Genomic DNA, 23,305 nt, shown 5'->3' with positions numbered 1-23,305 from the left:
CTGCTATAGGCTCAGGACCCATTGATTTCCTTCTGTCAGCGTGATTCACGGTTCGAAAAACGAGCGGTGAGCATGTCTGATCTCTTCTGGCTTACGGACGCGCAGATGGCGCGCTTAGAGCCCTATTTCCCGAAATCCCACGGCAAGCCGCGTGCCGATGACCGTCGCGTGTTGAGCGGGATTATCTTCATCAATCGTAATGGGTTGCGATGGCGCGACGCTCCTGCTGAATACGCCCCCCACAAGACGTTCTATAATCGGTGGAAGCGGTGGAGCGACAAAGGCATCTTCGCACAGATGATGGCTGGATTGGCTGCCGGGCATGGCGAAGAGAAGACCGTGATGATCGACGCGACCTACCTCAAGGCGCACCGGACAGCGACCAGCATGGGCGTGAAAAAGGGGGGCGCGGTCGCCTGATTGGCCGGACTAAGGGTGGCATGAACACGAAGCTGCACGCGATCTGCGACGCCATGGCCGACCACTCAGCTTGTTCGTCACTGCCGGGCAGGTCAGCGACTACATAGGCGCGCGGGCTCTGCTCAGCAGCCTTCCGGATGTCGAGTGGCTTCTCGGGGACCGCGGCTACGACGCTGACTGGTTCAGAGAGGCGTTGAAAGACAAAGGGATACGCGCCTATATCCCTGGCCGGAAGCAGCGCAAGATAACCGTGCGATATGACAAGCGGCGCTACAAACGCCGAAACCGCATCGAGATCATGTTTGGCAGGCTGAAGGATTGGCGACGTGTCGCCACTCGATACGACCGGTGTCCAAAGATCTTCCTCTCAGCCATAGCTCTCGCCGCTCTTGTCATCTACTGGCTATGAGATGCTGTAACGGGGCCTGCGTTGCACACAGCCCGTTACCGCTTGCATGCTGACAGGTCAGCTGCCGACGCTCCCGTATTGGATCCACATGGAGGACTACGGGACGAGACTGTTTGTCGGACTGGACGTGTCATTGGCCAAGACCGCAATCTGCGTGATCAGCGAGCATGGCAAGATCATCAAAGAGGCAGAAGCTGAGAGCGAACCCGAGATTCTGACGCGCTGGCTGGGCGATCTGGACGGCAGCATTGCCGCGATTGGCCTGGAGGCTGGGCCACTGTCGCAATGGCTGCACCGAGGGCTTACCGACGCTGGCCTCGACGCTGTGCTCATGGAAACGCGCCAGGTGAAAGGCGCGCTGAAGGCCATGCCGATCAAGACGGACCGCCGGGATGCCGAGGGGATTGCGCGCCTGCTTCACCTCGGCTGGTTTCGTCCGGTCCACTGCAAATCAGTTTCGGCACAGGAGGTCCGCGCTGTTCTCGGTGCCCGGAAAGCCATTCAACATGGCATGATCGCCTTGGAAATGTCGCTGCGCGGGCTGCTGAGGAACTTTGGCCTTAAGGTCGGCGCAATTTCTCGCGGCAGGTTTGAAAGCCGCGTTCGGGAACTGGCAGACGGCAACCCCATGCTGGAAACCGCGGCAGGGCCGATGCTGCGCGCCAGAGCGTCCCTGCGCAAGGAGCTCGCCACCCTCGAAAAGCAAGTTCGCCAGCTCGCCCAGGATGATCCTGTCTGCTACCGCTTGATGACGATGCCTGGGATCGGGGCTGTCGTGGCGCTCACTTTCTGCTCCGCAGTGGACGATCCGGCGCGCTTCTCCTCTTCGAAGAGAGTTGGTCCATGGGCCGGTCTGACGCCTTCGCGCAACCAATCCGGCGAACGTGATGTATCGGGTGGCATCACCAAGGCGGGGGATGCCAATCTCAGGCGGGCGCTGTGCCAGGCCGCAACGGTCATGATGAACCGTGGCAAATCGACGTGGCTGAGAAAATGGGGAGCCCAGCTCGCACAACGCCGTGGACGCAAGTGCGCGATGGTTGCCTTGGCTCGCCGTATTGCGGTGATACTCCATCGGATCTGGGTCGATGGCACAGTATTCCAGCCGGATACCGCGCCGAACATGGGCTGACCGAATGCTCCTCCACGGCTCTGTTGCACAAATCGAGTGAGGGATTCATCTCGTGAATCCAGCGTGGTAGCTGGGATGCATGAGCAGACCGACGCCCCCGACCTACAGGACCAGGAACTGGCCAGCCTACAATGAAGCGCTCAAGCGCCGTGGCTCGCTGACGATCTGGTTCGATCCCGAGATGTGCTGGGATGCCGCGCCGACAGGCAGGCGTGGTCGACAGCAAACCTACAGCGATGCCGCCATCCAGACATGCCTTTCCATGAAAGTGCTGTTCGGCATGGCCTTGCGGCAGACGACGGGCTTCGTCGAGAGCCTGTTGCGCCTGGTCGGCCTCGACTGGACGGTGCCCGACTTCAGCACGCTGAGCCGCCGCCAGAAGACGCTGGCCGTGAACATCCCGTATCGTGGCTCGAAGGGGCCGCTGCACCTGTTGATCGACAGCACAGGGATGAAGGTCGAGGGTGAAGGCGAGTGGCACGCCCGCAAGCACGGGGGGCCGAAACGGCGCGTCTGGCGCAAGATCCATCTCGGGATTGATGAGGAAACACTGGAGGTCCGCGCTGTCGAGATCACCGGAAGCCACATCGGCGACGCACCTGTTCTGCCCGACCTGCTCAGCCAGATCCCGATGAACGAAGAGATCGGGAGCATCACCGCCGACGGCGCCTACGACACTCGAAAATGCCATGACGCCATCGCCGACCGCGGCGCTCATGCCGTCATCCCGCCCCGCAAGAACGCCAAGCCATGGAAGACCGTCACCGCTGGAGCCGTGGCTCGCAACGAGGCCCTGCGAGCATCGAAGTATCTGGGCCGCGCTCTGTGGCGACGTTGGAGTGGATACCACCGCCGGAGCCGCGTCGAGACAAAGATGCATTGCGTGAAACTGCTGGGCCAGCGGCTAATGGCACGGGACTTCGACCGCCAGGTCGCAGAACTCCAGGTCCGGATCGCCGTTCTGAACGGCTACACCGCGCTCGGCATTCCAATCACAGAACCTGCGGGATAAGTCTGTCCGGGGAAAGGGGAACCTTGGCAATCACCTGTTTTGTGCAACAGACCCCTTCACCGGCGTCCCCCTCAGCATCACAAGTTGTGACAACGAATTTCCGAGCGTCCGCTTTCAGTAGGGTGGTCACGCAAATTCGTACCTTCAGAGGAGCGGGCGCTGCGCCAGGTTCGCAGGTCCGAGAAGGGCTGTGACTGGCTTGGTGCGCCAGCGAGGAACGCACCCTGAGCAATGACGGCTGAGGGCTCGTTGCTACCCTTCGCTGACTTCCGCAGGCAGGAGTCCAGAAACCGCCTGGTACGAGCGACCGCAAAGCGGGACGAAGTTTCCGTTGACTGGTGAGCACGCCCCTTGCAACTTGGCGAAGAAAAAAGCGTCACTTGAGGGTTGTGAGATAGGCAATTAAAGACCAGCGGATTTCCTGATCCGCGATTTCGACACGATCATTGCTGGTTGCCATCATGTTACCTGGCAAAGCCATCTTTGGATCTGCAAGGAATGCATCAAGCTTTGCGATATCCCAAACTCCGCCGTCCTGGCGCAGGGCGTTGGAATACCGGTAGTTTTCAGAACCGGCAACAGGCCTTCCAACAATGTTCCACAAGGTCGGCCCTTTGGAGACTTCACCCGCTTCAAGCGGGTGGCATATCTTGCACATATCAACGGCGACCCGGCCTTTTTCCTCGCCTGCCGCCTGAAGGTCGCCTTCGGTTGGCGGTTGGGGCGGCTCCCAAATTGTTACTTCGCGCAGAATTTCAGCAACTGCCGTGTGGTTCTTCTGAGCGGCCAGATGCAACGGCGGGTCGCCGAACTTTGCGCGCGCCAGCGGGTTGGCACCGGACTTGAGGAGTACCCGGACTGCTTCCACCGCACCTGAAGCGGCAGCTGTGTGAAGCGGCGTGCGCTCTTCACGCCCTCCGGTGGCTTCAAGGTCGGCACCGTAGTCAAGCAGCAGCTCAATAAGCTCCGTCCGATCCCGCCCTGCTGCCACCATCAGCGGGGTGCCAAGCGCGGTATCGGCGTTGGGATCGGCACCGTATTCCAGCAAAATGCGCGCCGCTTCTACGTGGCCCGCCATGAGCGCGAAGTGAAGCGGGTTGGCTACCCCCGGCTCGTCTGACGGCGCGCCGTTCGCAAGAAGACCGGTCAACGCGGCGACATCCCCCGAACGCGCTGCATTTGCTACTTCCCCGGCATGGGATCCGAGCGCAGGCAGAACACAAAGTGCCGTCGCAGAAAGGCTTGCGAAAAGAGGTTTCATTGGTCTCTCTCCTTTCTTGGCGAACATATGTACCGGGATATTAGCACGTTTCCTGTGCCAAATCTCCGGTCCGCAAAGGCCTGCTCCGGGCTCGAAGCTGCCCTGCGCCAACCTCCGCAGCCAAGAGTCCAGAAACCGCCCGAGCCAAGAGATGCACTCAACCTTAAGACATAAACTGCCGTATTCGCCGTGAGCCATTTGTGATATAATCCGGTTGTAGTGATGACTGGAGGACTTGAGATGATTGGAGCCAACAGTTTAGAACAACTCAAGCAATTCGAAGAGGATCATGTCCTCTACGCGATCTACCTGGATGCGGGTTTTCAGCCAGATATGTTCGATGCTGTTGCAAGGCTAAGGGACGGTTTCAACAGGCTTGCAGGCAGCAAATTCCACATGCTGTTTCCAAGCGACGAGATTTCTTTGAACGGTGAGTTCGACCCATACCATCATAACTACAGAATAGATATCGCTGAGAAAGTTATCGACGAGTTTTCGATTGCTGAAGATCAGCTCCCAATTCTTCTCTTTCCTTCCGTAAGAAACCAGGAAGCACTCCTTGCATTGAATTTAAGCCATGGTGACACGCAAAAAGCGGCCAAGGAAATTCATCGAATTACCCAGATCGCTGTAAAGCAAGAGCCGCTTGAGGATATGACGCCTGAGGAATTCCGCAAGAACACTCTGAAATTGTTTGCTGACGAACAACTTGCCATGAAGGCAAAGGGAGTTGGGCTTGCTGGAGGGGCAATAATTTTTGTGGCGTATGCGCCTGAGTACTTCGAGAAGGCAATGCAGATTATTTTTGGGTGAAAAGGTTTCTTTCACACTGACCTGCTGGCCCAAGCCAATGCTCTGTTGGGTTGGGCCATATTTCTCCGCCAACCGCTTAACCTCCCGGACGCGCGGGACGTATTTACGTCTCTGAGCGTCTGCGGGCGCCGCAAGTGCAAGAGCCAAAACCGTGAGCATAGCAAGCCATCTCATAGAATAAGCTCCGGCAAATCCGGCGCGGTTCATTTTGGTAACAATCCTTAACTGAAGTAATCCAACAAAGCCCGCGAGACGAGGCTGACGCACGGAAATCGCGTAAGGCGCAATACTATCTCTGGATGTTTGCGGCGGGCGTAATATCTCCCTAAGAATGCCCGCCAGGAACTTGGCGGGAGCAGCGGCCCACTAGAGCAGTTCTGGATCAAGCCTGCTTGCGTGGGCCGCGCCGAATCCATTAACCGTCCGGAGGAACCTGTGGGAAACCCCACGCTAGAGCTGCGCTGACGATACTCGCGGCAGAACGGCAAGCCGGTCACCATCATCGCCATTGGCCCATTCAACGCCGTTGGCAAGACCGACTGCGGGAAGTTCCTGCTGTTCGGTCTCGATGGCCACGGCGCCGGGGCCACGGGGGACCTTGATACCAAACTCGCCGAAACCGAGTCCTAAAACCGCCGCCCGGAGTAACCATGAAGAAAGGTCATCCTACCTGGCCGACGATGGCCGAGTTTATCCCGACCGCGCCAGTGCTGCGATGGCCTCAATTATCCACCTCAGCATAATTTCCAAGAAGGAGCGCGGCGCTTATGGAATTGGCCCGGCGGCAGTGGCACTCAAAATCGAGCACCGGGGGAAAATCATGGAGATCCTTTCCGAGGTCGACGAGCCGGAAGCCAAAACCCTATAATCCAACAATCCCCGGGAACGAACGACTGCAATGCGGGACAAAGCCGCCGCTTCCGTCGCTGGGGGCAATGGCTGCAGGCCGCCGTATTGCGAACCTTCGTCCTTATAGCAGATCACCGGGGTCGCTCATGCTCGCCGGGCGGAAAGTAAAAGTTCTGTGCAGCCAACCAGCCACAAACTTGCGTGTCTGACATCAGCACCTTTATCCACAGACCGTCAGAAACTACCAACTCATGCTTCAAGCGGAAGCCCCATCGACATTGGGATCGGAGCAGCCGTTGCGCCGTGCGCCAGATTGTAAACGTCAATCAGTGTAGGGGCAGAGCAAGCCGCAATACTTAACAAAAGACACTGATTAACCGCGGGTTGCTCTTCCCTGCATGAGGAAACCAACAGGGTTCCCCAGGGCAAGCTGGCAGGGTGTCACTGTTGACGGCGGTATTCATGACTTGGATTTTGCGGTGACTTGACTAGCATTCGCTCTTGCCTGATTGGCGGAGCAAGCCGGTGGGCGCTCGTTAAAAGCGCCCACAGGAGTCATCTGCCTAGATGGTGAGGGAGAACGAAATCTCTCTTGCTCCCTTTTTGCGCGAGTCTAGTAAATGAAGCGTTAAGGTCTCGCTTGCTATCAACCTAGTAGCGGTTGGATGCAGCCTGTTCACAGTGGCTAAGATTTTAGACACGCAATATTTGTGACGCTGTTTCGCGACAGATACCCTTCTGGGAGAGCTCGAGCCGAATCTCTCACCTGCACTTCAATGGCCTTGATCAGCCAGCCTTATGAGTGCTGCGCTATCCAGGGCCAATTGACATTCAAAAGCAGCTTTGCGTGCTCCATCACGCGGAGCGAATGGGTGTAGGAGATTTGGATGCAGGCAAAACTTTTACTGGCCGCTGTGGCCGCGTTCCTTTCCACTTCCGGGATCCCAGGCAATGCGGCTGCGGTTGAGACTCTTTCCTGCGACGTGATGCCGATTTCAAACAAAGGCCATCTGCCATCCGAGATTTCAATCCAGATGCTTGCGGATCAGAGACTGGCTGCGGTCAACAACAGCTGGATCGAGACGGCCTACGGGCAGCCGGTTCTGGCTAGTCTGAAGCGGAAAAGCCAGGCTTCTTTCGTCCTGCGCTGGGAGGTTGAGCATCCGGGCGACCTCGGCGGACCTGCGCCGACCACGGTACATTTCCGCGCTATTTTGAATATACAGAACCTGAAAATCACCGTGCTGGCCTCTGAGGCGGGCGGGAGCCGGGCGCAACAGCGCGGAACAGGCAGCTGTGCCTCTGCTGACAACTAGCGGCCTTGCGCGGGCTAGCAGCCACGCAAAGTCGTCTCGCTGTAGACTTGGATTTTCGGAAAGGCTGGCGTGTTTGCCGTGAAGCCCAGCGGGTTCGCTCCATCACCGCATGCGTGACCCAGGTTTGTCCTTTGGATAAAATGCCATACTTACACCTTTATTGAAATTTCAATCTGAAAGTGTTATGAGCTGCAATCACACGCTTTTTGGGTTTATCGGTGTTTTGGGGTGGGTAATGCTGGAGCTTTATGTCATGTGTGCAGGACTCGGGTACTTTGCAGGATTTGGTGCTTGCTTCTGGAACTTGAGCCCAGAGTAGGTCACGGCAAGTGTTCCGGTTTCATGAAGCTGATGGTGCCTGCTCGGCAAATTTCGAGTGCCCGGTGTGCCAGATCAAAATGGACATAGCTTTTGACGCAGTGCCTGCGAAAGGGGACGAATTCGATTGCCCGAATTGTCAGGCCCAGTTGATCGCGCACTATGCGCAGGACGAGCACAGTTAGGGGCTGCGGGATGGATAGCGGCAGACTACCGGTCAGATTGGCAAAGGCGGATGAGATCGCCGAGGTCCGGCGAAATGAGCGACGCGTCATCGGCTCCTACGAAGGGTTGACAGTTGTCGTCTACCACGATGAGGAGCGGAACCTGGTTGCGGTTTCCCACGTTCTGCAAGTAGTCGCTTCTGACTAGAGTGCTAAGCGCTCATAAAGGGAAGCCCCAAGGTCACAGGAGCTACAGCTTGCTAGGGAAGAATAAGAAATTGTTAGGCGTCTGCACCACATAGCGCTCTACATTCCAGGGCCGGGAGCCGGAACTCCTGCAATTGAAGTGTTCGCCCCAACGTTCCAATGTTGTCCGAAGACTTATGTATTGGCATACTCTGAATTTGAACCGCGCTCGGCCTGCCAAATTGATCGCTTTCGTTCTTCTCACGAACCGGAAAGAGCAAAGCTGGTTCCTCCGCACATAACGCTGGTGTTTGGATTGAGACATGCGGACCCAAAGGGCGTTCTCACGCACTGCGAAAGCGTGTCCGGCAAGATACCCGAGCTTGCAGTTGAGTTTTCGAACAGAAAAGTCGTGTATGACCCCTTTGAAGAGACACACAAACTTTTTTCTGCTTTGTGGCAAAGGCAAAGACCTGCTGACAGAACTGCACAATCAGCTGTATGAGGGGCTGCACCGCGCTGAATTGAAATCTGAATTTCCTTATCAACCCCACATGAGGGTCGCCACGCATGCTGATCGGCGGGTCATTGAGCAACTGGACGTAGCTGACATTGGGACACTTCCGATAACCGGAACGATAAGTGCGTTGGAGTTGGTCGAGCTGGTCGCTGGCAAGCTAAATTCCCTTAAAACTGTACCGCTTAGGAAGTAGGTTTGGCTCAGAGCCGCCCAATGCCATTGCGGCGTGATCGAGGTTGAGGGCAGGATTGGAACCTGCCGTTGGCCTCGAAGGCTATGTACCTGAGACTCTGCGACTTCATCCGATGCGCCGACATTGGCGCTTCCATAGCTAGCGTTCGGGTAAAACACTGCGAAAGCGGGCGCAGAGCCCGAACTTACTTTTTGGGCTTTCTCGCAATAACTGTTGTTACAGTACGCGTCTTCCGGCTTCTGGTAATCGCTATCGCACCCAAAACCAGGGCGCAGGCTACGGCTTGGTGCATTGTGATGACTTCATCAAATGCAATAACTCCAACCGCAAACATCGTCGGTAATTCGATGCTTCCGACGACCGCAGTTTGGGAAGCGCCTATCAGGGGCGAACAGATCGTGTATACGAGCTGCGGCACAAGTGCCGTGATCAAACCAATTCCGACAATTAATACCCAGTCGGACTGCCCCGCCGGGAGCAACTCTGCGATGTTCGCACCCGCCATCAGCGGCAAAAGCCCAAGAACCGATCCCAAGGAAACGGAGGCAATGCGTGCAAGCGGCGGGATCCGGGACAGCCTGTGGACCAAAACACAAATACCGAAGCCAAAGCCGAAGGGGGCTGCCAACGACAACAAAAGCATTGGAATGTGCTGCAGGGGCACCGATGCAGGCGAGCCTGCTATAATGGCCGCTACCGTAATGAGGCCTGAGGCGAGCAAAGCGCGCTTCGTAGGTGCGTCGGAGAAGAAAGCCCAGGCAATGACCAGCGTGAAAACCGGGTAGGTCATGTAAAGCACGCCCACTGTCGATGCGGGCAGTGTCTCCAGAGCCATCACATAGCCAATCCACCCCAGCCCCATCACCGCCCCAGCTGAAAGACCCCAACTAATTTCGCGCCACGCTTGACGATGCTTAAAGAGAACAGGCAGCAGCAGAATTGCAGCTACGATGTAGCGATAGAATGCGACGGCATATGGTGCGACGCCCTGCTCGGTCAGCCCCCGGCTGAAGTAGGGAACCAATCCAAAACAAACTGATGCGAACAGAACACCGGCAATCGCTAGCGCGTACGGTATTGCTGGTCTGCTTTGTGTTGATGCCGTTGCCATGCGCAAGAGTTAACACGGGTTTGCGTTTCTTGCAGCGGAGATTCATTGATCGGTCGTTTTGTCCCGCTCCTCGTTAGCAGGTCCTGGCTGCAGCGAAAGGGCGGTTTGAATTCCGCGCCTCAGAGTGGATTTGAATGGCCGGTTTCGCGACATCGGCTACAACGCAGCGATGAGCGTGCCGCAACTGCAAGCGAATGCTGCGTCAGCAATCACCTGGAAGGGCAGCGGCGGCAAAGTCCGGCCTCACTGCTGGTCCAAGCCCGACCAGGCGAACGGCCGCTGTCTCGGAGACCAGCCATTCACGCAAGGCGCGGCGAACTAGCGGCATGAGCCCAAAGTCACTCATGCTGCAAAGTACACGAACTGACGCGAACCACGGAAAGCCGATCTTGGATTGGGCGATGGCGGACCAATCCGACCACTCACGGACGTCTTAGGAAGCCGCATCCCGAAATCCATGAAGAACCTTGTTTGGTCAGCCATTCTTCGTAAGCGCCCGATTTTTACCGCAGCGGTTGATTGTTGACGCGGGCGATGATGCCGGGCTCAGCGACGAAGTCTTCGAGGAAGCTGTGCCAAGCCTCAACGGACACTCGTGCTGATGCCAGCATGTCGCGCAATTCGTCGATGCCCTCGTCGGTCAGCGCCGTAATGTAGTCGTCCCGTCCGATGTGGACGCTGACGATGTTGCCGTAGGAGAGGTTGTCGTCGTTGCTGACGATGGCCTCGAGAAGTCCAGGATCCTCGCCCAGCAGGCTGGCGACATGGGCGATGGAGCAGACGTAGGTCGTCGCTGCCATCACGCAGCCTCGCTGCGGCTCTGATCTGCCGGCTTCCAGTTCCAAGGGAGCAATTCGGCCAGCCGGTTGACCATGTGATCGTGGATACGGTCCAAGACATCTGCGAGGTAGGCCTGCGGATCGAGGCCGTTCATCTTTGCCGTCTCGATGACGGTCATGGCGCGGGCGAGCGTTTCACCGCCGGTATCCGAACCCGCGAATAGCCAGTTCCGCCTGCCAACGCCAATGGGCCGCAGCGCGCGCTCGGCGGGATTGTTGTCGATGGCCACGCGCCCGTCCTCCAGAAACAGCGTGAATGAAGCCCAACGGCTCAGCCCGTAGCGGAACGCCTTGGCCAGATCACTCTTACCGGGAATACGGGTGAGCTGCCTTTCGGCCCAGTCCCGGAACGCATCAACCTTGGGCTTGCTTTCCTTTTGGCGCACGGCCAGCCGCAGTTCGGCAGGCTTGCCGCTGATTTCTCGTTCGATGTCGTAGAGCTTGCCGATACGGTCGAGCGCCTCGCGCGCGATTGCGGATTTCGTCGCGGTCCAGACATCGTGAAAGTCGCGGCGAAGATGCGCCCAGCACGCGGCCTCCCGGAACTGGCTCTTGCCGTCCAGGTCCGCGGCATAGAGCTTGGCATACCCCTTGTAGCCATCAGCCTGGAGAATGCCGCTGGTCTCGCCAAGATGGGCGAGGACATGCTCTTCCTTCCAGTCCGGGGCAAAGTGATAGACCGCACCGGGCGGGGCCGTGCCCGCCCATGGGCGCTGATCCCGGACATAGGCCCAGATCCGGCCTTTCTTGACGCCCTTTCCGAGCCCCTTGTCGCGGCGGCCGCGATCGAGAACCCGGATGGGCGTGTCATCTGCGTGCAGAAGATTGCTGGCCATGATCTCGGCCTCGATCTTCTCGATCAGCGGCGCCAGCGCCTTCATTGCCCCGCCGCACCAGTCGACCAGGGTCGTGTCCGGGATGTCTGCCCCCATGCGGGCGAAGATCTCGTTCTGACGATACAACGGCACGTGGTCGTCGAACTTCGAGGTCAGCACATAAGCCAGAAGGTTCGGGCCCGCCATGCTCCGTGGGATCGGACGGCTGGGTGCCGGGCTTTGAACCATACGCTCGCAGCGCCGGCAGGATTTCTTGATACGCGCGATCTCGATGACCTTCAGCTGGGCTGCAATCATGTCGATCAGCTCGCTGACATCCTCCCCGACCACACGCAGATCGCCCCCGCAATCCGGGCAACTGTCGCCGGGGTCAAGCTCGCGGCGTTCGCGCGGCGTGTCCTGCGACACCTTCGGACGGCGGCGCCTCGACTCCCGCGGTTCGGCTGGTTCCGGGGTCTGGTTGTCCGTCTCCGGCTCATCGTCGCCCTCCGGCGGCAGTTCATCCGCCTCGGCGAGCGCAACCTGCAGGTCCTCCAGCGCCAGTTCCAGTTGCTCGATCTCCCGCTCGATCTTTTCCGAACTGGAGCCGAATTTCTGCTTCTGCAATCTGGCAATCCGGACGCGCAGCGCCTGAACCAGCAGATCATGCGCCCGCAAACTGGCGGACATCTTCTGGTTTTCCGCCTGCAACGCGGCGATCATCGCCTTCAGAACGGCGGGATCATTGGGGAGAGGCGTGGCTTCTACGGACATGGTGGTGGATACCATTCTCCAAGGTCGGACGCCATAAAAACAAACGATTCCAGGGAGATAAATCAGCCCGTCCGGGCTGGTGGCGCGCCCCAATCCGGCCTGCGCCAGTCGATCCCCTCCCAGAGCATGGCCAATTGAGCGGCGGTCAGACGCACGCTGCCATCCGTCGCCGCAGGCCATGGGAAACGACCCTTCTCCAGGACTTTGTAATACAGGCAAAAGCCCTGGCCATCCCAATACAGAAGCTTCACCCTGTCGCCGCGGCGCCCTCGAAACGCGAACACGGCACCGTTCGATGGCCGCTGCCTCAAGACATCCTGCGCGATCGCTGAAAGCCCCGCGATACCTTTGCGCATATCAGTGTGACCGCAGGCCAGGTAAACGCGAATGCCGGTTCCCGGGCCGATCATGCCGCCTCCACCGCCTGGATCAAACGGGTCAGCACCGCCGCATCCACATGGGCATCGACCCGCAAGCTGCGACCATTGCGTAGAACCACCTCAATCAACGCCAAGCTCGCTTCAGGGGCGCACGCTTCCTGCGGTTCCGGCGGCGACGTAATATCGACGGGCAGGAATAGCGTCGCGTCGTCTGGCGTCAGAAGCCCCTTCCTCCTCAGCTCGTATCGCCAGGCATAGATCTGCTGCCGCCTGATCTCGTGGCGCTGTGCGACCTGCGACACGGTCGCGCCGTTCACCCCGACCGAAAGCACAATCGCCAACTTCTCGTCGTCACTCCAGCGGCGCCGACGCTCCAAGCCAAGAATTTCGCCCCGCACAGCTGCCTCCCTCCCTGTAGGAGACGTCATTAAAGACGTCTTTATGGACGTTTCTTACCAATCTCCAGGACACACGAGCAGGCGGTTCAAATCGGGCGGTTACCATTCTTCGACGAGAAGGAGATCAGAGATGTCGAAACGGAAGAACAATTCGCCTGAGTTCAAGGCCAAGGTCGCGCTTGAGGCTTTGAAGGGCGAGCGGACTGTTGCTGAGCTGGCAAGCCAATTTGGCGTTTACCTGCCCATGCGGCGCGGGTTCTTCTACCTGGTAGCGATCATGGACTGGCATACCCGCAAGGTTCTGGCCTGGCGCATCCCGAACACCCTAGAAGCCGACTTCTGTGTCGAGGCTCTGAATGAGGCCATCCACCGCTTCGGCCCGCCGGAGATCATGAACACCGACCAGGGGAGCCAATTCACGTCCTTTGCCTGGACAGATCGTCTGCGCCGCTCCGGCGTGCGCATCTCGATGGATGGCAAGGGCCGGTGCCTCGATAACATCTTCGTCGAGCGGCTCTGGCGGAGCCTGAAATACGAATGCGTCTACCTGCACGCCTGGGAGACTGGATCAGAGGCAAAGGCGGGCGTCGGAAAATGGATCGACTTCTACAACCGCAAACGCCCTCATTCCGCACTTTGCGGCAGACCGCCAGCCGTGGTCAATTGGCCGCGAAAAGAAGAAATCCAACCCGATCAGCAGGAGCAGAGAGTAGCTTAAATTACGCCAAAACCTGTCCAAACAGAGGGGAGTAGCTCATTAGCGGAGAATGTTCCGTTTCAAGCTGGACAAGCTGCTCTTCGCAGTTTGCTGTTGATGTCTTCTGAAATGTAACGGGTGGAGATTTTCTCAACGTACGCCAGAGCTTCGCTGCTGGCAACCCATCTGGCGGGCGCAACTCTGCGAACGCGCCCAAATTGCTCTTGCAGCCTGCACAACTCTTTTATTGGTTTAGGGGTGTTGTGGAGATAGCTACCCCATTGGGCCACGTCAGCAAGTCGCCTCATTTCTCTCGCCAAGTCGGACTCAGATAGATCAATTTCAGTTCCGGACAAAGCCCTGAGAAACAAAATTTCCTGCTTGGTCGAATCTGTGCACATTGCGAACTCCCCTTCACCCATTCTAAACATAGCCCTCTCCGTCCCTTCTCAATTTTTTTTTGCCGCAGCGGGCGCTCTATACTTACTCAATTCAGCTTCCAAAGCTTTAAGAACGAGGTTTTCAAGGTGAAAAACTACATCGCTTTTTAGCTTTAAGTTGTACGAGGTGGCGTAGAGGCGAATCTGCCCCCCATTGGTTCTGGATGTTGCCATCCTAGCGAGCTGCGGTGAAACATCTAAGCTATCCAATCGTATCGGTCCCTTTGATGGATCGGATACCCAGACCAACTCTTCCACGTAACTTGCCTCCTCCTTTCTGCTGACGAAGCACTTGGGGCGCACGACTTCATAAAACAAGGAGACAGGCGGAATCTCGCCATCGCAAGCCATCACAGTCACTTTCTCACGAAGCCCCGACATGAACTCAACCATATCTCCTTCTCGGTCGGAAAGAAACGCAGCTCTCTCTTCGGCATCATCCATTCCTAAGCGATCACGTAGGATGCTATCACCGGTCTCATCTTTGAAGAGGGTGACTGTATGTTGCAACTCTCGATACAACACGACTTTGCAAAGTGTGCTGATTTCCGCCTCAAGGATGGTCGTACGGCTATGTGACTTACCTTCTGAGCTGCCTTCAGAGGGCTCGCTGTCCGGTTTCTCTTCGTCATCTAGCGTCTGTTGTCTCAGAATTTCGTGGAGCAGTGTTCGAAGCGCGGCATCGTCTAGCCTCTCAGTATTGTCCGTTAACGCAGGAAGAATGTTCGAGACTTTTGGTTTCGCCCCTCGGTACTCGATTCCGAGAAAACCGAACCGCTCTAGGCTCTTGGCGGATTCTGCACCTGGGTTCAGGAACGCGTAGGCAAACAATCGTTCAAGAACTGCCTCAACTGCCTTGTTCGAACGGCTAGCCGTTCTGTGATGAACTAGGTATTTGTAGCTCTGGTAGCGGGCTTCAAAAAATTGCTCAATCCCTGAAACTGCGCGTGGACCAAACCCAAAGGAGAATAGCACCTCCGACTTTCTCATCTTCGAGACTAGAAGTGAGTTTCTCACGATACCTTCGCAATCGAATTCCCCAAATCTAGCGCCCGCTGCATGGCAGTCTCGGAGTGTATAATCAAGACGATCTCCATCGACCTCTCCATCTACGAGTTGCCTTATGGCCAACAGAAATGAATGCTTGGCTGGAGGTTTTGAAATTGGCCTCTCACGAAAGCTGTGGGAGTAAATTATACAAAGTGCCAGATTATTAATAAGGCAGCTGTATTTCGATATTGCTTCCCTTGTTTTCTTTTTTTGCCCCTTCAAGCAGCCGTCAAAAGACTGAGCTTTGATCAAGTAGTTGTTCAAGATTCCGTACGATCGCGTCTCATGTAGGGCTTTGTTTTGTATTGTTTCCCTGACCTCTTCCTGAGAGATGTCCAGCATCTCTTCTAGCAAGGTGTAAAAGTCATCTTCAGCATTATTTTCAGTGTCGTCATTTTCAGACGAAAATTGTGACATTTCTGACCTTGCTTGCGCAATTAAATTGCTTGGATCCTCAAAGTCACCGCCATCGCCAGCTTGGTACGGAGGAATTATGTCTTTAAAATGTATCACGGATTCTTCAAAAGCGTAACTCATTGGCAAGTGACCGATATCGTGTGATAACGAATAAATTCTAATGGCCTGCCAATAGGTGTCGATTATGAAGCCAGCTGGTAATTTTTCCTTGCTGTCTACAAGTTCACTTGGATCTACTCGAGATCCCTCTTTGATCGCGGTCGCCCCGTCACCTCGCATTAGAGGAGCGTGTAGAAAGCTGCTGCAGCCGGATATGGTGTCCTTGTGCGCTTGCAGCAACTCTTCTATCTGTTTGTCCCCCTTTGATCTTTTCCCGGATCTAGCTTGGACCCCGCGTTGGCTTGGCCAAATGTGAAAAATCAATTGCGAAAGGAAATCGCCAGCGCGTTCAAGAAATTCGCGCAAATCAGTCGCGCTAGCGTTTGAAAGACCCGCTGAAAACAAGCGACCTGAAAGATGCGCAGTTCCAATCGAGTGAGGGAATCTCGAGTTCTTGTTTGCTGGAAAGGAGACGTAGTTTACACTTTGCTGCAGGACAAAATGCAAACGCTGGAAAGAACGCGTGTCCACAAGATCTCGATCAAAGAGGGTAAGCTCTACAACACCGTGTATCGGATCTGGTATTCTCGTAATGGCGCGGGGGTGTGAGAGTCCTAGCAGTGTCACGTCAATCTTTCAGTTACCCAAATTCTCCTTTTGAATGATGTCGATTGCAACCCGTCAGTCAAGACACAACTTTTAGGTATGCTGGTTTGGGAAGTTGTTCGTTTTGGCTAGGTGTGGATGAACACCTGTGTCGTCAGGGGCGTTGGCTCCAGAAGGCGATCCCTCTTGAACGGCTGGAGGCCAACGGGTTAAAATGTGCTGTGGTTGGATAAGTTGGGAAGGCTGTGCGGCGCACGCTGTGATCAAGCGAACTTTGGCCGGGATAGGTTATCAATGTCAGGGAGCAAGTTTTTGCACTTGCAGCGAATGTCGACACAGTCCCAAGGAGGCATTGCTTGGGATGAAATGCTGCAGCCGGTTGCCAATGCCCGCTCTGGCGACCGCTGCAGTGCGGCGCCGGGTTGTGAGTAATGTCCGCAAAGGGCCGTCCTCAACGCCTAGCCGGAACCTAATCGGCTGGATGCTGCGCTGCTTACGATGACCGTGAAGAGCCCAATTTGTCGATTGCTGCGGTAAGTACAAAAGGCGGCCAAGCGCGGGAAGCAAGCTTTGCAAACGGTGTAATAACGCAACGCTTGAGCACTTGCCTTAAAACACCGATCAATTGTTTCTCAACAACCACTTGATTTCGCTTCGTTTTTTTGGATACTTCCCACCTGGATTGCCTGAATCTATGGGTGCAACTTAAAGAAGTTTTTATCAATGATTACCAAACATCTTCCCAGAATCCTCTCTATGAGTAGCCCCACTTGAGTGGTCCAAATTGAAAGTTAGTGCATGGTTGGCCTTTGGTCCATCAGGACGATGGCCTCTGGCGCAGGTGGGCGGTAGCCCAGAGCACTGTGGGGCCGTTTAGTGTTGTAGTGTTTTCTCCAGCTTTCGATAATGATCTGGGCCTCGCGTAGCGAATAGAAGATTTCACCGTTCAGCAATTCATCCCGCATCCGCCCATTGAAGCTCTCGCAGTATCCGTTCTCCCAGGGTGATCCAGGCTCAATGTATGCGGTCTTGGCCCCGACGGCTTTGATCCAGCCTCTGACGGCCTCAGCAATGAACTCAGGGCCATTGTCCGACCGAATGTATGCTGGCACGCCACGTAGGATAAACAGATCCGTCAGTGCATCGATGACCTCGTTTGCATTCAGCTTCCGCTTCACTCGGACCGCAAGGCATTCCCGGCTATACTCGTCCAGAATGTTCAATGTTCTGAAAGCCCTGCCATCATCCGTTCGGTGATGCACAAAGTCGTACGACCAGACATGGTTGCGATATGCGGGACGCAGCCGGACACAGGATCCGTCGTTGAGCCAGAGCCGTCCCCTCCTGGGCTGCTTCATTGGAACCTTCAGCCCCTCCCGCCGCCATAGACGTTCGACACGTTTGTCATTCACCTGCCAGCCAGCGTCCCGCAGAAGGGCCGCAACCCGGCGGTAGCCGTATCGGCCGTATTGACGTGTCAGCTCGATCATGTCGGCGACCAGGCGTTCCTCGTCAGCACGCCCCTGAGGCAGTCGCCGCTGTGTGGACCGGTACTGGCCCAGAACGCGGCAAACGCGACGCTCGGAAACCTTCATCTGGCTGCGCACATGATCAATGCAGGCCCGGCGGCGGGAGGGGCTCAGAAGTTTCCCTTTGCGGCCTCGGACAGGATCAATTTGTCCAGTGTCAGGTCCGAAACCGCCCGGCGAAGCCGCTCGTTTTCCTTCTGCAGCCGCTTTAGTTCTTTAAGCTGTTCCGTGCCCATTCCGCCGTACTTCTTTTTCCAGCGATAGTAGGTCTGTTCCGTAACGCCGATCTGACGGATCGCATCTATGCGGGGCATGCCTTGCCCCATCAAGACTTCAACCTGCCGTAACTTCACGACAATCTCTTCAGGCTTGGGCCTCTTGGTCGCCATCTATGGTCCTCCGTTTCCTAATCATAGGGGCGGACCACTTCTTTGGGGGAGCCTCAAGGAAGGCCATTGCCGCTGTCGATTTCATAAGCCGCATACGCATCTGCCGCCCGAAGTCGGACATCATCCGGCCCGAGCAGCCAAACGGCAGGCTGGCAAGGAACAAGGGAAGCTGCAGGAAAGTGTCTTTGGAGAGTTTGATCCGCTGGCGCCGGTAGATGGATTCCACCTCGCCTGCCGCCATCTGCGCCTCTGTTGCACCGCCCCTGGCGTAGGCAACGATAGTATAGAGTGTTTCAAAGAGGCGTTCGCCCGCTTGGATTTCAGCCGCCAGCCCGTCCAGCTCTGCCTTTTTCTCCGCGAAATTCGGGACAAACTTGCCAAAGGAACTGTTGGCAGCGTGTTCCGCCATGCCCCGTTTCTTCAGAATGAACGCACCAGCTTTCTGCCCTGGCATCGCCTTCAGCGTGAAGGATGTCAGAACCGGGCCGAGCGGCCGGTCCATCAGCCGGGCGGGATCGCCGTTGAGGGCCATGCCAAGGCCAAAGACCCATTCCCCCGGGTAAGCATTCACCGAAGAGACAGTAGCCGCCAGCTCTGGGCTTCCGGAGAGTTGAAGGGCCTGGCTGCCAACCCGCAGGGACGCGCCGGGCAGCTGATAGTTGAGCGGCATGTTGTCGTCATAGGCTTCCTGGTCCCAGTCTTCACCGCTCCCTTCCGGGCGGGCAGCGTGGAACAGCTCCCTCAAAAGGGCGAGGAACCGCGGCGGTTCCACATCCATCGACCAGCTGGCTGTGCTGAACACATTCCTGAGGGCCGAGCGCATGGACTTGAGGCGCTTTTCGTCCTCGATGCCCAACTCTTCCCCTTCCTGCCAGACCGCGACGAAGATGTGCCTGTCGAAGGGGATTGCACGGGCACCGTCTTCTTCAATGCCGAACCGCATATTCTGAAGGTGAGACACCCTCTGATTGACCATTTCGTCAATCAGAGCCGACCGGCCAAGGCGCGCCGATTTCCAGCGCCCGGCAACCGGTTCAATGGCGGGAGAGGTCCAATTCAGCACCTGAAAAGTGGCGCCGGACGGCAGGTTGGCGGCAATGACACCGCCGATGTTCTCCGCCAAATCGTTTTGACCGATCGACGCCCCCACTTCCATGAGGAAGCCGCTGCCGTGGGTAAAGTGGTAGAGCTTGTGTTCCGGATCATAGACCCGCCACGGCAGAATGTCGGAGAGCACATCACCCTCCATCAGGTCAGGCTCTTCCTCTGTCCACGGGACATCCCCAAACAGACCGTCCATTATGTCACGAACAATTTTCATTTCCTGCCCCTCTGACGGCGTTTTTGGCCCAATAGGGTATTGCGTGGAAAAGAGCGGCTTACGGCTTCAACTACTTGCCAAGCCTGGTCACGGAAGTGGCGAACTTCCTCTACAGGGAGCCACACCGTCACTTCGACAAAACCGGCATTGCGGCGCTCTTGCCTGATCGAAACCATGCGGGCTGCTTTGCCGCTCAGGCTTGTTGAGTTGGTTTTGCTCATCACTGGCGCCACTGCCCTTCCTGGATCACGAAATGAACAAAACGCGCCTCATGCATGATCCCGCCTTCATCAAGGATCGGCGCAATCCAGAGCGTTCCGACGACTTCCGGAGAGCGGTAGGCCGCAGCGTTGTAGGGAAAACCGCCGTCTGGCAGGCCGGTGAAAGCCCCTTTGCCGGAGAACAGCGGATTTTGTGCCAGGCTCTTCACCGCAGTGTCTTCGGGACGTTCCTGAACAGAGGTCACAGCGGCGGTTCCAGTGCCGTCTACCGCACCGATAGTTGTACAGGGCGACCCTTGCTGCGCTTCACACAGAAAGTCTTTTTCCGTGTTCGGATTGGCACAGCCAGCGGCCAGCGCGATCAAAATCAGGCTTGCGAGTTTCTTCATTGGCCCAGCTCCACCCCTTCGAGAAACACGAGCTCGACCTTGGTTCCGCCATAGAGGGAGACCACCGGCTGATACTGTTCGGCCCGTTTGATGTAGTAATCTGCCAGCGTGCTGGCCGCTTCTTCCGCTCCGCCGGCCAGTGTGCCTGCGCCTGCACTCTGCAGGATCTGGCTGACTGAGGCGTTTTCCTGGCTAAGAGACGCGGTAGCCCCGGCGCTCAGCCCTTTGCCCAGGCCGCCCAAAGCCCCTGCAATGGCTGCATTCCGGACGTTGGCACCTTCACGGCTCACGACGTGCCCGCGCACGCCCTCCTTGCCGGAGCCGGCCATGTAGCCCGCAACTTTGGTTTCCAGGACTTCCCCCTGCCGGTTTACGCAGGTCATGGAAATCAGGCGCACCTTGACCCGCTCCGACGACAGATCGCCGGTCGCAGACCCCTGCACAGTGCAGCCCTTCAGGTTCACCCGCGCGGGCTGACGGTTTCCAAGCGCTGCGGTCACTGCGGAGCCGGTAATCCGGAACAGAACCGGAATAGGATTGTCCCGGTTAGAGACGTTGGTGGCCGCATCGGCGCCCGAAAGGACAACTGCTGGTGCATAGCTGCCTGCAGGGAGGTAGCTGCCCAGACGTCGGATCTCGCGTTTTTCCGTTTGCGGCTGCTCGATGGCGGCGAGTGTGAAACTCTGCCCGAAGTTGCTGCGTACCGAGGCCCCTTCCTCATCACCGGCTGTTTGCCCCGTCCGGCGGGGTGTGGTGCGCGTAGGGGTGCGGCGCTCAATGAAGTCATTTCCCGGCCCGATTTCCGCAGGATCCCGGGTCAACTGCTCTTTGCCGGGCAATTGCGCCGCGGCATTGAACGATTGCTCCGGCCCGCTTGAAGCAGGGCGGCTCTTGGCTTCAGCCAGTTGTGTTTCCAGCGTCGAGATTTTCTCGATCAGCTGCAGGATCGGTTCGTCATACTCCTGACGGATTGCCTCAGCCTGCTGTTCGGCTTCCCGACGGGACTGCTCGACCAGCTTGCGCTGCTCTTCCAGTTCCTTTTGCAACTGCTCCATTTGGATCCGCCCGGAGGTGATCCAGGACATTTCCGGTGAGGCCGCAGCCGTGCGGTCAGAAATAATCGTTTCGTCAACCGTGGGATTGGAGCGTTTTGGCAGACCCGCGCCCCCTGCTCCGCCGTTCATCATCGACCCAAGGACAATAAAGCCACCAACCACGACGGCGCCAACAACACCAATGGCAATGATCTGGTTCTTTTTGCGGTCTTTCTGCGCCATCACTTCGCCCTCACAACAACAACCCAGGACCGTTCACCGGCAGCGAGGCTCTTTTTCTGAACCCAAACCGACAGCACGCCGGACCGGTAAAACTCCTGTTCCCGAACCTGCCGAGGCGACTTGCCAGCCGCAGCCACACGAACCTCGCCAACCAGCTCACCGGTGCGGTGCGAGGTGATCAGCGCACCATGGCGAGCGCTGCCCGGGCGCGGGCTGCGGATCTTAGACCTAATGGTGTCGCGGGTTGCGGCCGTCAGCTGAGCTGCAAGGCCGTCGCCGCCGCCAAGTGAGGTGTCGGCGAAGCCGCCGCTGCCCGCAGCAGCCACCGGTTCCGGGTTCTTGCTTCTGACCGTGATCAGCGCGGTTTGCGTGCTCGCGCGGATCGGCAGGATTTCATAGGCGACTGTCAGGCCCTTTTCCGTGACCAGATACCCGCCTTCCTTTTCCGGCATTCCCTCCGGGCCTGCGTATTTGAGGAACAGATCCCCGGTCTTTTCGTCATTGCGGACCTGATAGACCGAAGCCTCATTGTCGTTGACAATCGACGTGATCCGGTCGCCCACGACACTGACGCGGGTAATGCCGATTACAGATGCCTTGAAGCGGACAAGGCCGTCCTCTGAGACGGTAAAACGCTGATCTGCCGCATTCACCGGGCAAGCCGCCGCCAGCCCGGCCGCGAAGACCGCAGCCAGTTTCAAAGTCTTCATCATGGTCAGCTTCACTCCTCCGCTGAGATTTTCCCGATAGCGACGAGCCGGACTGAACCGGCCTGCGGCTTGAACCGGATCAAAATCCGGCGGTCTTCGCGGGTGACTTGAGTTGTTTCCAGGTAGGTGGCGAGGTCGCCTTCAACCACCACTTCATAGGTGGCAAAGTTGTGCTCGATCTTCCGGGGAAAGAAGACGGTCGAGATCTTGCGTTCGGTGATGTCCTTGGCAATCCGGTCGTAAGTTTCCAGGATGCCGGCCCGCTCAGCCGGGCCGCTCAGCCGTTCCAGGACGCCGCGCCCGTAATGAAGGGTTCGGGGCGAGCTGTTGTACATCGCATAGACTGCATCCAGCGCCAGTGCCTCAACATAGCCTTTGTCCACCGTGCCGCGCGCCACCATCCCGTCGCGGACGGTGGTAGGCACAAGAACCACCTGATTGGACTGCGAATAGAGCTTGGCCGACAGCATCACGACGGCACCAACCAGTCCAGCCGATACAACGCCCAGAGTTAGTACCGCTTTCCGGGAGCGGTTCAGTGCTTTGTTCATGTTCTGAAAGTTCATCACGCCCTCCAGGCGCTGACAGCGCTATCCGGGAAGGACCGATAGATGGTGATCTCTTTCGGAGTGATCCAATAGAGAAGAGCCAGGAGCCCATGCAATCCACGCTCGCCCTTCACACGTTTCCAGATGAAATAAAACGCAAGCCCGGCTGCGAAGCCAAAGAACGCCTGACGGCCCAAGAGGCCCAGTACAATAGGAAACATTCCGGCCACCGCTTCATCGGCAGGCAGGAAAAAGAACTGCGGCGGGTCTTGCAGCCTCTGTTCCACTTTAACGACCTTGTCCATGCCTCTTCCTTTCAGGAATTGCTTCCCGCACCAGAAAACACGGGAAGCAGTCCAGATCACTGAGTGACGGTTTCCGAAACGGGGGCCTCCACGGCCGACAGCTCCAAAAGATCGGTGCTTGCAGTAACACCGCCGAGGCTGGTGGCGGTTTGGACGCCGTAGCCCAGGAAAACCGCAACACCGATGGCAATGAAAACATGGCCCCAGCGGCCGGTAACTGCCAGAGTTGCGCCACCGATGATCACAGACAGGATCAGGATGACGTAACCACCTGCGCCATCGAGAATGGTGTTCAGGTCCTGGCCGAGCGCATAGAAACCGGCTTCAACACCGGTGTCCGAACCGGCCGCCATTGCGCTGGTGCCTGCCACAGCCACTACCGCAGCCATCGCGGCAG

Annotated in this window: 21 protein-coding genes and 2 pseudogenes; 7 read left to right on the top strand and 16 right to left on the bottom strand. The window is 57.3% G+C overall.

Annotated elements, in window-relative coordinates; all coding sequences use genetic code 11:
* Positions 1–72: 72 nt before the first annotated feature.
* From ACXAED_RS20935 to ACXAED_RS20925, 3 genes and pseudogenes are all read left to right on the top strand, one after another.
* A pseudogene (locus ACXAED_RS20935) lies at positions 73–829 on the top strand (IS5 family transposase).
* An 88-nt stretch (positions 830–917) separates the two neighbouring features.
* On the top strand, positions 918–1,961 hold the full coding sequence (locus ACXAED_RS20930) for an IS110 family RNA-guided transposase (RefSeq protein ID WP_475053222.1): 1,044 nt from the start codon (positions 918–920) through the stop codon (positions 1,959–1,961).
* 79 nt (positions 1,962–2,040) lie between these two features.
* Positions 2,041–2,973 (top strand): IS5 family transposase, encoded by a 933-nt coding sequence (locus tag ACXAED_RS20925; protein ID WP_475053221.1) that lies wholly within the window; start codon positions 2,041–2,043, stop codon positions 2,971–2,973.
* 376 nt (positions 2,974–3,349) lie between these two features.
* Here the strand turns inward: ACXAED_RS20925 and ACXAED_RS20920 are convergent, their stop codons facing one another.
* Positions 3,350–4,234 (bottom strand): ankyrin repeat domain-containing protein, encoded by an 885-nt coding sequence (locus ACXAED_RS20920; RefSeq protein WP_475053220.1) that lies wholly within the window; start codon positions 4,232–4,234, stop codon positions 3,350–3,352.
* Between the two features lie 240 nt (positions 4,235–4,474).
* On the opposite strand from ACXAED_RS20920, the gene ACXAED_RS20915 reads away from it, so the two are divergent.
* From ACXAED_RS20915 to ACXAED_RS20905, 3 genes are all read left to right on the top strand, one after another.
* Positions 4,475–5,047 (top strand): hypothetical protein, encoded by a 573-nt coding sequence (locus ACXAED_RS20915; protein WP_475053219.1) that lies wholly within the window; start codon positions 4,475–4,477, stop codon positions 5,045–5,047.
* A gap of 1,736 nt (positions 5,048–6,783) precedes the next feature.
* A complete protein-coding gene (locus tag ACXAED_RS20910) occupies positions 6,784–7,212 on the top strand; it encodes a hypothetical protein (protein ID WP_475053218.1) in 429 nt (142 codons plus the stop codon).
* 991 nt (positions 7,213–8,203) lie between these two features.
* Positions 8,204–8,593 carry a 2'-5' RNA ligase family protein gene (locus ACXAED_RS20905; RefSeq protein ID WP_475053216.1) on the top strand — a complete coding sequence of 130 codons (390 nt, stop codon included), beginning with the start codon at positions 8,204–8,206 and terminating at the stop codon, positions 8,591–8,593.
* Positions 8,594–8,777: 184 nt separating this feature from the next.
* On the opposite strand, the gene ACXAED_RS20900 is transcribed toward ACXAED_RS20905, so the two are convergent.
* The 5 genes from ACXAED_RS20900 to tnpA form a co-directional block, all read right to left on the bottom strand.
* A complete protein-coding gene (locus ACXAED_RS20900; RefSeq protein WP_475053214.1) occupies positions 8,778–9,704 on the bottom strand; it encodes a DMT family transporter in 927 nt (308 codons plus the stop codon).
* A gap of 503 nt (positions 9,705–10,207) precedes the next feature.
* Positions 10,208–10,504, bottom strand: coding sequence for a hypothetical protein (locus ACXAED_RS20895; RefSeq protein WP_141889230.1), 297 nt, complete (start codon positions 10,502–10,504; stop codon positions 10,208–10,210).
* Positions 10,504–12,132 (bottom strand): IS66 family transposase, encoded by a 1,629-nt coding sequence (tnpC, locus tag ACXAED_RS20890; protein ID WP_141889295.1) that lies wholly within the window; start codon positions 12,130–12,132, stop codon positions 10,504–10,506. The genes ACXAED_RS20895 and tnpC overlap by 1 nt, the downstream gene beginning before the upstream one ends.
* 62 nt (positions 12,133–12,194) lie before the next feature.
* Entirely contained in the window at positions 12,195–12,542 is a 348-nt protein-coding gene (gene tnpB / locus ACXAED_RS20885; protein WP_141889229.1) for an IS66 family insertion sequence element accessory protein TnpB, read from the bottom strand.
* On the bottom strand, positions 12,539–12,940 hold the full coding sequence (gene tnpA / locus ACXAED_RS20880) for an IS66-like element accessory protein TnpA (protein WP_167510219.1): 402 nt from the start codon (positions 12,938–12,940) through the stop codon (positions 12,539–12,541). The genes tnpB and tnpA overlap by 4 nt, the downstream gene beginning before the upstream one ends.
* 205 nt (positions 12,941–13,145) lie before the next feature.
* On the opposite strand from tnpA, the pseudogene ACXAED_RS20875 reads away from it, so the two are divergent.
* Positions 13,146–13,628, top strand: a pseudogene (locus ACXAED_RS20875) (IS3 family transposase); the annotation flags it as partial.
* Positions 13,629–14,056: 428 nt separating this feature from the next.
* On the opposite strand, the gene ACXAED_RS20870 reads toward ACXAED_RS20875, so the two are convergent.
* The 10 genes from ACXAED_RS20870 to ACXAED_RS20825 all read right to left on the bottom strand — a co-directional run.
* The gene (locus tag ACXAED_RS20870) at positions 14,057–16,240 is read right to left on the bottom strand and encodes an HD domain-containing protein (protein WP_475053213.1); all 2,184 of its coding nucleotides are present in this window, start codon (positions 16,238–16,240) and stop codon (positions 14,057–14,059) included.
* A 770-nt stretch (positions 16,241–17,010) separates the two neighbouring features.
* Positions 17,011–18,137 (bottom strand): IS3 family transposase gene (locus tag ACXAED_RS20865; protein WP_475053212.1). Its coding sequence is split into 2 segments (ribosomal slippage): positions 17,011–17,873 and positions 17,873–18,137, totalling 1,128 coding nucleotides; the frame shifts between segments, so codons are not numbered across the junction.
* Positions 18,112–19,458 carry a TraC family protein gene (locus ACXAED_RS20860; protein WP_475053210.1) on the bottom strand — a complete coding sequence of 449 codons (1,347 nt, stop codon included), beginning with the start codon at positions 19,456–19,458 and terminating at the stop codon, positions 18,112–18,114. The genes ACXAED_RS20865 and ACXAED_RS20860 overlap by 26 nt, the downstream gene beginning before the upstream one ends.
* Positions 19,455–19,679 (bottom strand): hypothetical protein, encoded by a 225-nt coding sequence (locus ACXAED_RS20855; protein WP_475053209.1) that lies wholly within the window; start codon positions 19,677–19,679, stop codon positions 19,455–19,457. The genes ACXAED_RS20860 and ACXAED_RS20855 overlap by 4 nt, the downstream gene beginning before the upstream one ends.
* Complete coding sequence (locus tag ACXAED_RS20850) at positions 19,679–20,068, bottom strand: TraV family lipoprotein (RefSeq protein ID WP_174148918.1); 390 nt, start codon at positions 20,066–20,068, stop codon at positions 19,679–19,681. Before ACXAED_RS20850 ends, ACXAED_RS20855 begins: the two co-directional genes overlap by 1 nt.
* Complete coding sequence (locus ACXAED_RS20845; protein ID WP_475053207.1) at positions 20,065–21,345, bottom strand: TraB/VirB10 family protein; 1,281 nt, start codon at positions 21,343–21,345, stop codon at positions 20,065–20,067. Before ACXAED_RS20845 ends, ACXAED_RS20850 begins: the two co-directional genes overlap by 4 nt.
* Positions 21,345–22,058: a TraK domain-containing protein gene (locus ACXAED_RS20840; RefSeq protein ID WP_475053205.1), complete on the bottom strand. Its 714-nt coding sequence runs from the start codon at positions 22,056–22,058 to the stop codon at positions 21,345–21,347. Before ACXAED_RS20840 ends, ACXAED_RS20845 begins: the two co-directional genes overlap by 1 nt.
* Positions 22,059–22,066: 8 nt before the next feature.
* Positions 22,067–22,621 (bottom strand): TraE/TraK family type IV conjugative transfer system protein, encoded by a 555-nt coding sequence (locus ACXAED_RS20835; RefSeq protein WP_475053204.1) that lies wholly within the window; start codon positions 22,619–22,621, stop codon positions 22,067–22,069.
* A complete protein-coding gene (gene traL, locus ACXAED_RS20830; RefSeq protein WP_035919424.1) occupies positions 22,621–22,908 on the bottom strand; it encodes a type IV conjugative transfer system protein TraL in 288 nt (95 codons plus the stop codon). Before traL ends, ACXAED_RS20835 begins: the two co-directional genes overlap by 1 nt.
* Before the next feature lie 56 nt (positions 22,909–22,964).
* Positions 22,965–23,305 (bottom strand): hypothetical protein (locus tag ACXAED_RS20825; protein WP_475053202.1); only part of this gene is annotated, 341 nt, incomplete at its 5' end.

The sequence above is a fragment of the Leisingera sp. ABM4_103 genome (assembly GCF_056158685.1).
The sequence above is the reverse complement of the archived record's forward strand: the minus strand, read 5'-3'. Positions and strand labels throughout refer to the sequence as shown.